Origin of the sequence: Bifidobacterium pullorum subsp. gallinarum (assembly GCF_000741215.1) — a bacterium.
GTDB lineage: Bacteria > Actinomycetota > Actinomycetes > Actinomycetales > Bifidobacteriaceae > Bifidobacterium > Bifidobacterium pullorum_B.
The window spans coordinates 166,620-180,155 of record NZ_JGYX01000002.1; the positions used below are offsets into that span (position 1 = coordinate 166,620).

At 66.8% G+C, this 13,536-nt stretch carries 6 protein-coding genes; 1 reads left to right on the forward strand and 5 read right to left on the reverse strand.

The annotated features are described in order from the left end of the window. Nucleotides 1-19 precede the first annotated feature (19 nt). Entirely contained in the window at nucleotides 20-2,728 is a 2,709-nt protein-coding gene (locus BIGA_RS02985; RefSeq protein WP_033506048.1) for a DNA gyrase/topoisomerase IV subunit A, read from the forward strand. 572 nt (nucleotides 2,729-3,300) lie between these two features. On the opposite strand, the gene BIGA_RS02990 is transcribed toward BIGA_RS02985, so the two are convergent. From BIGA_RS02990 to BIGA_RS03010, 5 genes are all read right to left on the reverse strand, one after another. Next, the gene (locus BIGA_RS02990) at nucleotides 3,301-8,202 is read right to left on the reverse strand and encodes a DEAD/DEAH box helicase (RefSeq protein WP_033506047.1); all 4,902 of its coding nucleotides are present in this window, start codon (nucleotides 8,200-8,202) and stop codon (nucleotides 3,301-3,303) included. 143 nt (nucleotides 8,203-8,345) lie between these two features. Beyond that, nucleotides 8,346-8,954 (reverse strand): hypothetical protein, encoded by a 609-nt coding sequence (locus BIGA_RS02995; protein ID WP_033506045.1) that lies wholly within the window; start codon nucleotides 8,952-8,954, stop codon nucleotides 8,346-8,348. 198 nt (nucleotides 8,955-9,152) lie between these two features. Next, the gene (locus BIGA_RS03000; protein WP_081929385.1) at nucleotides 9,153-9,728 is read right to left on the reverse strand and encodes an ADP-ribosylglycohydrolase family protein; all 576 of its coding nucleotides are present in this window, start codon (nucleotides 9,726-9,728) and stop codon (nucleotides 9,153-9,155) included. 16 nt (nucleotides 9,729-9,744) lie between these two features. After that, nucleotides 9,745-10,932 carry an MFS transporter gene (locus tag BIGA_RS03005; protein WP_033506043.1) on the reverse strand — a complete coding sequence of 396 codons (1,188 nt, stop codon included), beginning with the start codon at nucleotides 10,930-10,932 and terminating at the stop codon, nucleotides 9,745-9,747. Between the two features lie 230 nt (nucleotides 10,933-11,162). After that, a complete protein-coding gene (locus BIGA_RS03010) occupies nucleotides 11,163-13,451 on the reverse strand; it encodes a DNA gyrase/topoisomerase IV subunit B (protein ID WP_394295739.1) in 2,289 nt (762 codons plus the stop codon). Between the last annotated feature and the right edge of the window lie 85 nt (nucleotides 13,452-13,536).

Sequence of the window (13,536 nt, forward strand, 5' to 3'; positions counted from 1 at the left end):
AATGTTGGGAGCTTGTCGCATGGCATCACATCGCAAGACGGCGCAGCCGGCCTTCGACCCGCGCACGGTCAAGGAGCATATCGTCGAGACGCCGTTGAACGAGGAGATGAGCAAGTCGTTCCTCGAATACGCGTATTCGGTGATCTATGCGCGCGCCCTGCCCGACGCCCGCGACGGCATGAAGCCGGTGCAGCGCCGCATCGTCTACCAGATGGGCCAGATGAACCTGAACCCGGACCGCCCGTACATGAAGTCGGCGCGCGTGGTCGGTGAGGTGATGGGCAAGCTCCACCCGCACGGCGATTCGGCGATCTACGAGGCCATGGTGCGTCTGGCGCAGCCGTTCGCCATGCGTCTGCCGCTGGTGGACGGCCACGGCAACTTCGGCTCCCTAGATGATGGGCCGGCCGCCTCCCGTTATACCGAGGCCAGGCTCGCGCCCGCGGCGCTGGGCATGAACGCGAACATCGACGAGGATACGGTCGACTTCGCGCCGAATTACGACAACAAACTCAAGGAGCCGACCGTGCTGCCGGCCGCCATCCCGAACCTGCTGGTCAACGGCGGTTCGGGCATCGCCGTGGGCATGGCCACGAACATGGCCACGCACAACCTGGGCGAGGTCATCAACGCGGCCAAGCATCTGATGGCGCATCCGGACGCCACGCTGGAGGAGCTCATGCGCTATGTGCCGGGCCCGGACTGGCCGGGCGGCGGCATCATCATCGGTCGCGACGGCATCCGCGAGGCCTACGCGTCCGGCCGCGGCACGCTGACCACCCGCTCGGCCACGCATATCGAGAACGTCACGGCCCGCAAGAAGGCAATCGTGGTGACCGAGCTGCCGTTCATGGTGGGCCCCGAGCGCGTGCTGGAGCGCATCTCCGAGGGGGTCAAGAACCGCAAGCTCGAAGGCATCTCGGGCGCGATCGACCTGACCGACCGGCATAACGGCACGCGCATCGTCATCGAGATCAAAACCGGCTTCGACCCGAACGCGGTGCTCGTGCAGCTGTTCAGGCACACGCCGCTGCAGGACAACTTCACGATGAACAACGTGGCGCTGGTGGATGGCCGGCCGCACACGATGGGCCTGAAGGAGATGCTGCAGGTGTGGATCGACCACCGCCGCGTGGTGGTGCGCCGCCGCAGCGAGTTCCGCCGCACGAAGGCGCAGGAGCGGCTGCATCTGGTCGAGGGCCTGCTGCTGGCGATGGTGGACATCGACGAGGTGATCCAGGTGATCCGCTCCTCCGACGACGCGGACGCCGCCAAGAGCCGGCTGATGGCCGTATTCGACCTGGACGAGGTGCAGGCCCAGTACATCCTGGATCTGCGACTGCGTCGCCTGACCCGGATGAGCCGAATCGAGTTGGAGGCCGAACGCGACGACCTGCGCTGCAGGATCGAGGAGCTGGAGCGCATTCTGGCTTCGGCGGACGAATTGGACCGTGTGGTGGTCGCCGAGATGGACGACGTGGCCGACCGGTATGGTTCGCCGCGCCGCACGGTGCTGCTGGATGTGGATCCGGACGGCTCGATGCACCCGGTGACCGCGGCCGGCGCCGAGGGGGTGCCCGCGGGGGCGATGGAGGCCGTGCGCGCCGCGCACACCGTGTCCTCCGCCGAGGCCGACGTGGCCGCCGCCGCTGCCGCAGCCAGGAAGGCCGGCGAGGATGCGGGCGCCGTATCCGCGCTGCAGTTGGACGACGAACCGTGCGTGGTGATGATGAGCGCCTCCGGGCTGATCGCCCGCACCTCCCCCAGCGCGTTGGATGTGTGGGAGTCGCGCTCGTCGGGTGACGCGCGCGCGGACGGCGACCAGATCGTGGCCCTGTTCCCGACCACCACGCTGGCCTCGTATGGTTTGATCACGTCGGCGGGACGCCTGGTGCTCGCCCATGTGGCCGACCTGCCTGCGCTGCCCGCCTCCGCCACGCTGAGCGTGGCCGGCGGCGTCAAGGCCAAGGAGCTGCTGGGCACGACCGAGAACACCGATCCGGTGCCCGGCGAATACGTGGTGACGGCGATCGCGATGACCGCCCCGCCGCACAAGGGCGATGCGTCCGACTCCGACGACGCGTCCGGGGATGCGCTGCCGCCGCTGGCGATCGGCACGCGTCACGGCGTAATCAAGCGGTGGAACAGGGAGTCGCCGACCACGATGGATTCGTGGAGCGTCATCGACCTGAAGGACGGGGACACGGTGGTGTTCGCCGCGCCCGCCGCCGACGAGGACCGGCTGGTGTTCATCTCCTCGGATTCCTCGCTGCTGACCTATGAGGCCGGCAACGTCCGCCCGCAGGGCCGTACGGCCGGCGGCATGGCCGGCATCAAGCTGGCCGACGGCTGCCAGGTGGTGACGTTCAATGTGATTCCGGCCGGCAAGGTGGCCTGGACCTATGAGGAGGGCGAGAACGGCCTGTTCTCCGCCTCCGGCGCGGTGGTGCTCACCGTGGCCGGCGACGCGGACGCGCTGCCCGGCACCGAGAACGGGTCGGCCAAGGTCACCCCGCTGGAGATGTACCCGACCAAGGGTCGCGCCACTGGCGGCGTACGGTCGCAGCGCTTCCTGAAGGGCCAGAACACGCTGATCTTCGCGTGGGTGGGTCTGTACCCGCTGCATGCCTCGACCGAGGGCGGCAACCCAGTGGAGCTGCCGAAGCCGGATATGCGCCGCGACGGTTCGGGCACCGAGCTGGCCGCGCCGATCGCGTTCGCGGGCTGAGTTCGGACGGCTGCTCGGTACCGAACCATATCCGATGCTTTTTCTGGTTTCGGTACCACGATGGTGTGGTACGGAACCAGAAGACCCCTGTTATGACGGTTGTGTACCGCAATGTCGTGGTACGCAACCGGGAAAATCCCATCGCAGCGGTTCCGTACCGTACCACGGGCTATCCGTCCAGATGGAATCCGCATTATTCCGCCATTCTTCAAAGCCGGTCAGGTCTGTGGTACGGTACGGAATCCCATAATCGCCGCATCCAAGACTCCGTACCACAAGCCTATGGATTCGTGCATGGACCCGCTTGGCAGAACATCGATAAAACAGATTATCTGAGAAGATATATCATTAGCTCCCATACCTACCCATTATCTTTATAGCAGGCTCAGCAAGTCTGTTTTTCACGCACCACCTGCCGTTATGCGGCAGGATTCTATCAGGAATATTGTCATTCCCCTTCTCATTGCCTTCAATATCCACCGGAACTCGCCCAACGGTTCCGGTCAAACCTTCGTTAGATTATCCCTCGGTTTCCGGCTGAAGCGGGTATCGTTCACAAAGCGAACATCCCATCACCGGTACAGCTTCATGCCCTGGGGACAGGGGGTGAAGCCGGCGGCGTGCAGGATGCGGGCGGCTTCGGTGCGGGCGGTCAACGGCTCGCCGTTGAGATCGGCGAAGGTGACGCTGCCGGAGGGGCGGCGCTGCAGGGCATAGGCGAGTTCGGCGAAGGCGCGGCGCAGCGTGTCCCCGTCGTCGGTGAACGTGGTCAGGTGATGGCCCTTGACCGCGGCGTAGACCACCGGGTTGCCGTGGTCCAGCACCACCATGCCTCCGGCACGCCGCAATGGTTTGTTGGCCGTGCCGCCATACTGCGGCCAGGCCACGGCCGCACCGGTCAGGTTGGCGGGATCCATGACCTCGATGGCCACACAGGACCGGCTGTGTCCCTCCCCCGCATGGCGCAGCTGGTCCACGGTGTCGCGTCGGGCGAACTGCGCGGCGCCGAACCCCTGCACGAACATGCCGCGCACCAGCGTGCCGTGCTCCTCCATACGGCGCAGCACCGGATACAGCGCGGAGAAGCCGCCCGGCACGTCCTCGGCGTCGATCAACGGCGGGGCGATGATGCCGTACCTGTCCAGCAGAACCTCGATCCGCGCCAGCGAGCGCTGTTCGGCGGTGGCGGTGACGGTTGGCACGGCCGACCATAGCCCCTGCATGAGCACCGGCACCTGTACGGCCACGCGGGCGCGGCGGCGTGTGCGGCCCACGGATACACTGCGCGTGGCATGGGAGCTCACAGCCGACGCCATGGCGCGAACGGGTGTCAGCGAACTGTTGGTCACCGCGCCCTGCCAGACCAGCGACCACAGGGCGTCCTCGAATTGGCTGTTCGACCAGGCCGGGGGGCGGATCTCCCCGGTTTCGAGATCGACCGGTTCGGTATCCGGCCTCCATGCCGCGCGAACCAGTTCCGCCAGCCGTTCCGCCCGGAACGCGCCGCCGGCCGCCAGGACGTGCAGGATGGCGTCGGGCAGCGTCCGCACAGACTCCAACGCCTGTCCCGCATCATCGTCGGGCGCAGTGTCGCCGGTCATAGTGTCATCGGGCGCGCCATCGGATGGATGCCCAGTTGCGTCGGCTGCCGCGGTATTGATCAGTAGTTCCGAGTCGGCGGGATGGAAGGCGATGCGGCCGGGTTCCTTGGCCTTGGTGCCGGCGGTTTTCTCCCCGGCCCACACCACATCCCCGGAGGCGAGCAGTTCGTCCAGCATGGCGGGCTGGTAGCCGCGCACCCGCGCCGGGAACACCGCGCCTTCCCATACCGGCAATGGCAGGGCCACACCCTCCAGCTGTTCGATGACACGCATCAGCCCGTCCGCGCCGTCATACCGTTCGCCGCCGACCGGACCTACCCCCTGACGGTCCAGCAGCAACGACTGATAGACCGCCGGCGCCACCGGTTTGATGGTCTCACGCGCCTTGCTCAGCGAGCGTGCGCGGATGCGGCGGAACACATCGCGATGCAGATACTGAACGGGCCTGTGGTCATCCGACATCTCAACATCTGGACCCATGCCGCCGACAAGCTTGCCCATGCCGCCATACGATTCCGCACCTTCACCAGGTTGTGCATCATCGACGGTTGAGCGAGAGCCATTTCCCCGTCCCGGATTCGTCATGAACAAGCCGGTCAGCACCTCGCCGCGCGCTTTGAGCCCGTCAAGCTCGCGCACCGCGCGTTCGGCGTCCAGATGCAGCTCCACCATCATCATGTCAACGGTGAACGGGCCATGCGTCTTGGCGTATCGGGCCACACGGCCGGCAACATCACGCTCGTCCAGTTCGTTCCAGAACGTCCGCCCGGCCAGTTCCCGTTCCACGTCGTGGATGACGTCCGGGTCGAGCACTGCGGTCATGTCGGCGGTGCCGAGCAGGCGCTCCAGCGCGTCGAAGTCCAGCGAGAGCAGGGCCGCGCTGCGTTCGGCGTGCGGCTGGTCATACTGATACATCACCTGCCCCACATAGCCGAACATGATGGTTTCGGCGAACGGCGACGGCGCCTGCGTCTCGACATCGACCAGGTCGATCTCACCGTTGGAGAGCCGTGTCATCAGCCGCCGGAGCGCGGGCAGGTCGTAGACGTCCTGCAGGCATTCGCGGGTGGTCTCCAGCAGCAGCGGGAAGTTGCGCTGCGTCCGCGCGGCGTTGAGCAGTTGGACGCCACGCAAGCGCTGCTGCCACAGCGGCACGCGCTTGCCCGGGTCGGTGCGCGGCAGGTACAGCGAACGCGCCGCGCATTCGCGGAAGCGTGCGGTGAACAGCACCGACTCCCCCACCTGTTCGGCCACCAGTCGTTGGATGTCATCGGGATCGACCGTGAACAGCTCGGCGGCCGGGATATGCCCGTCGGACTGAGGCAGCAGCAGGATGATGCCGTCGTCGCAGGCGTAGACCTGGCCGTCGTATCCGTAGCGCTGCTTGATCCGGTTGCCGACGATCATCGCCCACGGTTCGTGCACGCGCTTGCCGTACGGCGAGTGGAGCACGATCCGCCAGTCGCCCTCCTCGTCCGGGCATCGCTCCACCACCAGCGTGCGGTCGGTCGGCACCGCGCCGGTGGCGATGCGCTGCTCGTGCAGCAGTTGGGCTAGGTTGGAGATGGCGTTGCCGTCGAGTCCGTCCGCGCGCAATCGATCCGTCGTATCGTCATCGAATGCGGCCGCATCCGACGAGGACGTCATGCCGTCGGACGATGCCGCGCAATCGGATGACGCTGGGTAATCGGATGGCGCCACACCAACGGATGCCACCGTGCAATCGCCGTCGTGCAGACCGTTGACCATATCCCGCACGAACCGGCCCTGCATCTCGCCGAATCCGGCATCGCGTCCGAAGCCCTCGCCGTGCCAGAACGGCAACCGGGCCGTGCGGCCGGGGGCCGGCACCACCACCACGCGGTCGTGGGTGATGTCCTGGATCTGCCAGGTGGAGGTGCCGAGGGTGATGACGTCGCCGATGCGGGATTCGTAGACCATCTCCTCGTCGAGTTCGCCGACGCGCTTGGGCCCTTTGCCAGCCTCCTGTTCCGGTAGGACCACCGTGTACTGGCCACGGTCCGGGATCGTACCGCCGGAGGTGACGGCCAGCCGCTGCGCCCCGGGCCGCGCGGAGATCAGATGCTCCTCATGGTTCCACATCAGGCTGGGCCGGAAGGCGGTGAATGCCTCGGAATCATAGGCGCCGGTCAGCATGCCGAGCACCGAGTCGAACACGGAGCGGTCCAAGTCGGCGAACGGGGCGGCACGGCGGACCATCTGATACCAGTCGTCGGGGTTCAGGTCCTCCATGGCCGCGGCGGCCACCGTATGCTGGGCCAGTACGTCCAGTGGACAGCGCGGTATGGAAAGCGGCTCGATGTCGCCGGTCAGCATGCATTCCACGGTGGCGGCCGCGCCGATAATCTGCTCGCGCGTCAGCGGGTAGAACAGCGCGTGGGAGACGCCGCCCACCTGATGATCGGCACGACCGACCCGCTGCAGCCCCGAGGACACGGATAGCGGCGGGGAGACCTGGATGACCAGGTCCACGCTGCCCATATCGATGCCGAGTTCCAGGCTGCTGGTGGCCACCACGCAGCGCAGTCGGCCGTGCTTGAGGTCCTCCTCGATGCGTTTGCGGCGATCCTTGGACACCGATCCGTGGTGGGCCATGGCGATGGTGTCCTCCGGCGCATGCGGATGGATGAGATTCGTGGACGGCCCCGCCATGGGATGGAAATGCCGCTGACCGGCGTACGGTTCATCCGACCGAGGCGCATCCGCATCGCCGTGGCCGGGCATGGCGGCGTACAGGTCGTTGAGCCGCGCGGTGAGCCGTTCCGCCAAGCCGCGCGAGTTGACGAACACGAGCGTGGTGTGATGACTGAGCACCTCGTTGAGAATGCTGCGCTCCACAGCGGGCCATACCGATCCGGCACGTTCGTCCGCCGATATGGCGTTTCCCGGTGCCGATGTCGTCTCCCCTGCTTCGACGTCGGCGCGAGTCCGCAGCGGACCTTGAGGCGGACCCGGTGAAGCCGCGGCAGTGCCCTGACGTTCGGCGAGTCTCATCATGGCCGGCGTGACCCCGCTGATGGAAGGGAGCCCGGACGGTTTCCCGGACCCAGCGCCGCCACACGACCGGTTCGCGGGAGCGGCGGATTCGGGCATCTGCTCGACCGGTTCGACCACCTTGAGTTCCATGGCGGGGTGCGACTGCACGTCGACGATGGTGACGGCCCGCGCGCCACCGAGGAACCGCGCCGCGGCCTCGGCCGGACGCACCGTGGCTGACAGTCCGATGCGCTGTACGGGTTCGGCGGTCAGCATATCCAGCCGTTCCAGGCTCAACGCCAGATGCGCCCCGCGTTTGGTGCCGGCGATGGCATGGATCTCGTCCACGATGACGGTGCGCACCGTGGACAGGATGCGCCGCGCCTTGGAGGTGAGCAGCAGATACAACGATTCGGGCGTGGTGACCAGGATGTCCGGCGGGTGCGAGGCGATGGCTCGCCGCTCCTGCGCCGTGGTGTCGCCGCTGCGCGTGGCCACGCGGATCGACGGCGGGTTGAGGCCCATGGCCTTGCATTGGGCGGCGATGCCCGCCAGCGGCGTTTCCAGATTGCGCGCCACGTCCACGCCCAGCGCCTTCAACGGCGAGATATACAGCACCTTGACGCCCTTGGCGGGTTTGCGGGAGCGGGAGCCGCCCGCATCCCGCGGATCCGCTGCGCGGTTCATCAGCCGGTCGATGGCGTACAGGAACGCGGAGAGCGTCTTGCCGGAACCGGTCGGCGCGATGACCAGCGCGTCATTCCCTTTCGCGATAACCGGCCAGGCCTGGCGCTGCGCCGCCGTCTCCCCCTGCGCGAACGCATGTCTGAACCATGCCCCGGTGGGCTCGGAGAACAGATCCAGACATTCGTACATATGTTCGATTATGGCAGCGCGCCGGGACGGATTCGACCGCCCGGCACGCCGTCAGACCGGCACGCCGTCAGATTCGGCGACCGACCGACAGGGCATACCGGGGCATGTCAGCCTAGGTCAGACGCCAACGCGTGCCGCACGTCTCAGGCCAACAGGCTGTCGATATCATGCCACCGGCGCACCGGGCAAAGCACCGGCGCCGCGAGCAGGCCGCACCGCGCCGGACCGTCGCCCTGCAGACCGGTCCCGTGATAGTAGTGGTTGGCGGCCGACGACGTGACCCGGACCATCAACACGTTGACCCCGGCATGCAACGACCCGCCGAGCCGAATCGCGCCGGACGGCCAGGGGGCCGCACCCGCAGGCCTGCCATCCACCAACACCTCCACCGAATCCTCGGTGACGGGGAGCAGCAGCTCCCACCCGTCGGGCGACACGGCACCGTCGGGGATCTCCACGTCGATGCGGTATTCGCCGGTGCCGCAGAACGTCGGATACCCCTGCGCCTGCCACCCGTCGAACGGCATGATCGGCTGCCAGGAGCACGTCGCATCCACATCCCGCGTCACCGGGCGGAACCGCCATCCGGACAGCCAGTTGTATTCGTCGTAGACGCCGATCATCATCCCCCGGGAGGCGGCCTCGTCGGCGGCGAGACGGCACATGGCCAGGTAGTCGTCCGACAGGTACCGGTCCCGCAGGAAGGACAGCCTCGTCTGGATCTGGAACGATTGGTAGCCGGCGTCGCTCATCGCCTGAATCTGCGCGACGATTTCCGACCGGGTGGGGATATGGTGCCAGAACCAGTAGGCCGCCGGCGCGTTCCACGGCCCGGTCGGCGTACACGTCCTCCCCCGGATGCGGCACCCGCCCGACCCGTATGGTCAGGTCGATGATGACCTGTCCGAACGAGACGACCCGCCCGGGCGAATCCGCACATCGCGCGCCGTTCATCGCACGCCTCGTTCCCGCCGTTGCCGGATGGCGAGCAGTCCCTCGGCGACCGGTTCCAGTTCAAGCCCGTTGACGGCCCGCAGCGTGGCCAGATGATCCGCGTCGAACGCCTCCACGCCGAGGCATGCGCCGATCACCGCCCCGGCCATGGCCGCGATGGTATCGGTGTCCCCGCCGAGCGAGGCGGCGAAGCAGAGCGCGCGGAACGGGTCGTCGGCGAATCGGTTGGCGATGGCGAAGGCCGCGGGCACGGATTCGTTCGCTTCGACGCTGGTCCCGCATACCTTGCGCAGCAGCGCGGCGAAGGATTCGTCGTCATACGCGTGCCGTCCAGTTTCGTCGAGGATCCATTGCGTGCGTTCCAGCACCGACGCCTTGGCCGACCAATACCCTTGGACGGCGGTGGCACGGATGTGCGCGACGGCGGCGTCCAGCGCCTCCCGCACGCCGAGCCCGTCGATGCCGCAGCTGACGGCATAGGCGATCAGCGTGGTGGCCTCGATGCCCTGGACGGTGTTGTGCGTCACGATGCAGGAGCGGCGCGCCGGTGCGTTCGACTCTTTCTGTGGAATGGGACGTGTTCGGCGTTCAGCCGCGCAGCTTGCGCAGCCGCTCGTGCATCACCACCATCAGCAGCAGGAGCACGAGCAGGTACCACGGGAACAGCCGCACGTCGATGTGATTGGCGATCAGGCCGAACAGCGGCGGCATCAGCAGCGTGCCGATATAGGCGCAGGCCATCTGCACGCCCACGATCGCCTGGGACTTGTCCTCGCCGAAATACATCGGCGTCGAGTGGATGACGCACGGGTAGATCGGGGCGCAGCCCAGGCCGATCAGCATCAGGCCGCCGATGACGTTCATATGGGCGGGCAGGGGCAGCAGCATGGCCACGATGCCGGCGAACACCAACGCCTGGCCGATGCGGATCATCGTCGGATCATCGAACCTCATGGTCATGAAGCCGCTCAGGAAGCGTCCGGCGGTCACGCCGATGAGGAACAGGCTGGCCCAGCTGGCCGCAGTCAGCTTGTCGATGCCGCAGCCGAGCACCATGTAGCTGCTGGACCACAGCATGGCGGTCTGCTCCACCGCGCAATAGCAGAAGAACATGACCAGGATCTCCTTGGCTCCGGGGATGGCCAGCACGCCGCGCAGTCCCATCGGCTTGCGGACGGGGTCTGAGGCCTGTTGTCCGGCCGTGTCCTCGGCAGGCTGCCGTTCGCCGGAACGGTTGCGCCACAACGGCAGGCTGAACAGCAGCAACGCGGTCAGCACGATCTGCACGATGGCCACATACCGGTATCCCCAGGACCAGCCCTGCCCCTGTCCCAGGGCGAAGCCCATGACGTATGGGCCGACCGAGGCGCCGACGCCCCACATGGCGTGCAGCCAGCTCATATGGCGGCTGGTGTAATGGACCGCCACGTAGTTGTTCAGCGCGGCGTCCACACCGCCCGCGCCCAGGCCGTATGGCACGGCCAGTACGATCAGCGTCCAGTAGTTCGGCGCGAACGAGAACCCCAGCAGCGCGGCGGCCGTCAGGCCCACCGAAACCGCAGTCACTCTGCCCGCCCCGAAGCGCAGCGTCAGCCGGTCGCTCAGCAGCGCCGAGACGATGGTGCCCGCCGAGATGACCATCGAGATGCCGCCGGCGAACGAAACCGGCACGCCGAAGTCGTGGTACATCGTCGGCCAGGCCGCGCCAAGCATGGCATCGGGCAATCCCAGGCTGACGAACGCCAGATAGATGACGGCAAGCAACAGGTTGGCCATCAGCGTCTCCTCAAACATATACCGAACGGTCAGTAGACAGCTGTCATTCTGTCATCCGTCCGCATGCGACATGCCGTTCGGGACGGTTTTCGTCCGCATGTTTGCAAGCGCTGTCAGTTCACATGGCGCACGCACCAACGCTTCCTCTCCGGCACGTCGCATCGGCCGCACATCCGAAGGAGGAACCACGGAGAAACGTTCCCCGGCAAAGGGAAGGCCGGGAACGGGGATCAGGTGTCGATCTTGGAGCGGTCGAAATCGTCGGCGTTGTCCACGATGAACTGCTTGCGCGGCGGCACGTCGTCGCCCATGAGCAGGCTGAAGATCTCACTGGCCTGCGCGGCGTCCTCCATGCGGATGCGGCGCAGCATGCGCGTGCGCGGGTCCATCGTGGTGTCGGCCAGCTGGTCGGCGTCCATCTCGCCCAAACCCTTGTAGCGCTGGATGTCGTCGTTGTAGGCGATGTGCTTGCGGTCCAGCTCGGCCAGTTTGCCGGCCAGCTCGTCGTCCGAATACGTGTAGATGTATTCGCCCTTGTGCGAGCCGGCGAGCGCGATGCGGTGCAGCGGCGGCACGGCGGCGTACACGCGGCCGTGCTCGATGAGCGGACGCATGTACCGGTAGAACAGCGTCAGCAGCAGGATGCGGATATGCGCGCCATCCACGTCGGCATCGGTCATCATGATGACCTTGTTGTACCGTGCCTGCTCGATGTCGAAGCTCGGCCCGGACCCGGCGCCGACCACCTGGATGATGGCCGCGCATTCCTTGTTCGAGAGCATCTGGCTCAGCGAGGCCTTCTGCACGTTGAGGATCTTGCCTCGGATCGGCAGCAGCGCCTGGAACCCGGAGTTGCGGGCCGCCTTGGCGGTGCCGAGCGCCGAATCGCCCTCCACGATGAACAGCTCGGCCACGTCGTCGTTGCCCGGCTGGCAGTCGGACAGCTTCGGCGGCATCGAGGCGGATTCGAGCGCGTTCTTGCGGCGCGTGACCTCCTTGGTCTTACGCGCCTGGATGCGGGCGTGCATCTCCCCGACGATCTTCTCCAGCACGCGGCCGGACTGTTCCTTGTAGCCGCGCTTGGAACCGGTGATCATCTCGCCGAACTGCCTGTCGGTCATGCGGGTGACGATCGGCTTGACCTGCGCGGTGCCGAGCACGTCCTTGGTCTGGCCTTGGAACTGCGGTTCGGCGATGCGCACGGTGACCACGGCGACCAGGCCGGCCAGGATGTCGTCGCGCTCGACGCGCATGGCGCCGTCCTTGAGGTTCACCTTGAGCTTGCGCGCGTTGTCCTCCACGGCCTTGCGGATCTGCTTGGTGATGCCGTTGAGGAACCCGTCGACGTGCATGCCGCCGCCCGGGGTCTCGACCACGTTGACGAAGCTGCGCATCGTGGTGTCGTATCCGTTGACCCACCGCAGGGCGATGTCCACGCCGCAGGTGCGGGTGATCGTCCGCGCGTGCAGGTCGCCGTTGTCGTCGACGGCCTGGGTCTCTTCCTCGTACGTGTCCTCGCCGGTGATGCGCCAGATGTCGGAGACCGCTTCCCCCTTGGACAGGAAGTCGACGAAGTCCTTGACGCCGCCGGTATGGAGGAACTCCTCCACGCGGGCATGGCCGTGGGCGGGCGTTGCAGGCCCCGACGGCACGGGTTCCGCCACGTCCGACTCCGCCGCCACCGTCGAGAAGCCGTCCAGGCCCGGCGTCGGTGCCGCCTCGGCGGTACCGGCGTCACCCTCCGCGGAGACGGCCTCGTCGATTTCACGCACCTCGTCGACCGACTCGTCGCCGGTTTCGGGGATGTTCTCGTCGATGACGGTGATCCGCAGCCCTGGCACTAGGAAACTCGTCTGGCGCACGCGGTCGATGAGCTGCTCGTAGCTGAATTCGGCGGTGTCGTTGAAGATCTCGGGGTCGGCCCAGTAGCGGATGCGCGTGCCCGTGGTCTTCGGGCTGACCTTGCCGATGATCTCCAGTTCGGTCGCCTTGTTCTTGCGCGTGCGCTTGAACGGCGCGTCCGGCGAGGGGTGCGCCGGATCCGCATCCGTGTACACGCCGGGGTGCCCCTGGTGGAAGGCCATGTGGTGCGTCTTGCCATCGCGATCGACCTCGATGTCCAGGCGCGCGGACAGCGCGTTGACCACGGACGAGCCGACGCCGTGCAGACCGCCGACGGCGTTGTAGGAGGAGTTGCCGAACTTGGCACCGGCGTGCAGCTTGGTCAGTACGACCTCCACGCCGCTCAGCCCGGTTTTCGGTTCGGTGTCCACGGGGATGCCGCGGCCGTTGTCGGCCACCTCGACCGAGCCGTCGTCATGGAGCGTGACGGTGATGTGGTCGCAGGCGCCGGCCAGTGCCTCGTCCACGGCGTTGTCGATGATCTCCCACAGGCAGTGCATCAGGCCCTGGCTGTCGGTGGTGCCGATGTACATGCCGGGGCGCTTGCGCACCGCGTCGAGGCCTTCGAGAACGGTCAAACTGTCCGCGCCGTAGTTGTCCTTTGCCATGGTCCCCATTCAGTCGTCGGTGTACGCCGGAGCAACGCCAGTTCCGGCCATGATGCGGCGTCCTCCCTTGGGTGGGAGGACGCCGAAGTAATCG